This window comes from Blastococcus sp. SYSU D00669, assembly GCF_054050715.1.
This window is the reverse complement of sequence record NZ_JBJGZV010000092.1, coordinates 1-584: the sequence shown is the minus strand read 5'-3', so window position 1 is coordinate 584 and position 584 is coordinate 1. Positions and strand designations below refer to the sequence as shown.

The 584-nt window shown below is 75.3% G+C and carries 1 protein-coding gene and 1 pseudogene; both read left to right on the top strand.

Annotated features, from left to right (window positions below):
* Window positions 1-188 (top strand): annotated as a pseudogene (locus ACI8AF_RS27535) (hypothetical protein); the annotation flags it as partial.
* Between the two features lie 116 nt (window positions 189-304).
* On the top strand, window positions 305-584 hold a 280-nt coding region (locus ACI8AF_RS27530), incomplete at its 3' end, for an SDR family NAD(P)-dependent oxidoreductase (protein WP_456542970.1).

The window sequence follows — 584 nt, the reverse complement described above, 5'->3', positions numbered from 1 at the left end:
GGCCCGATCCCGCGGCCGACCCGGCGGTGGAGGACCTGCCGCGGAAGTTCCTGCGCTCCCGCGCCAACACCATCGAGGGCGGCACGTCGGAGGTGCTGCGCAACATCCTCGGCGAGCGGCTGCTCGGGCTGCCCGGCGACCTGCGCGTCGACACCGGCAAGCCGTGGAGCGAGGTGCCCCGTGGCTGAGCAACCCCTGGCCGGCCGCGTCGGCGCGGGGTTCGAACCAACCTCGAGCAACACCGGCGAGGGTTCACGGCGGTGGTGCGTGAGTCAGTGCGCTCCTGCATGGAGGGAGGTGTCCTGTGGCTGAGCCTTCGGTCGCTCAGCGGCCCCTGGTGGGCCGCGTCGCGCTGGTCACCGGCGGCGGGCGCGGCATCGGCGCGGCGATCAGCACCGAGCTGGCGCTGTCGGGCGCCGCCGTCGTCCTCACCTACCGGCGCGACCGGGAGTCGGCCGAGGCGCTGGTCGACAAGCTCACCGGCGAGGGCGCGGCCGCCCTGGCGGTCGAGTCGTCCGTCGACGACCCGGCCTCCTCCGAGCGGGCCGTGGCCACCGCCGTCGAGGAGTTCGGCTCGCTCGGCG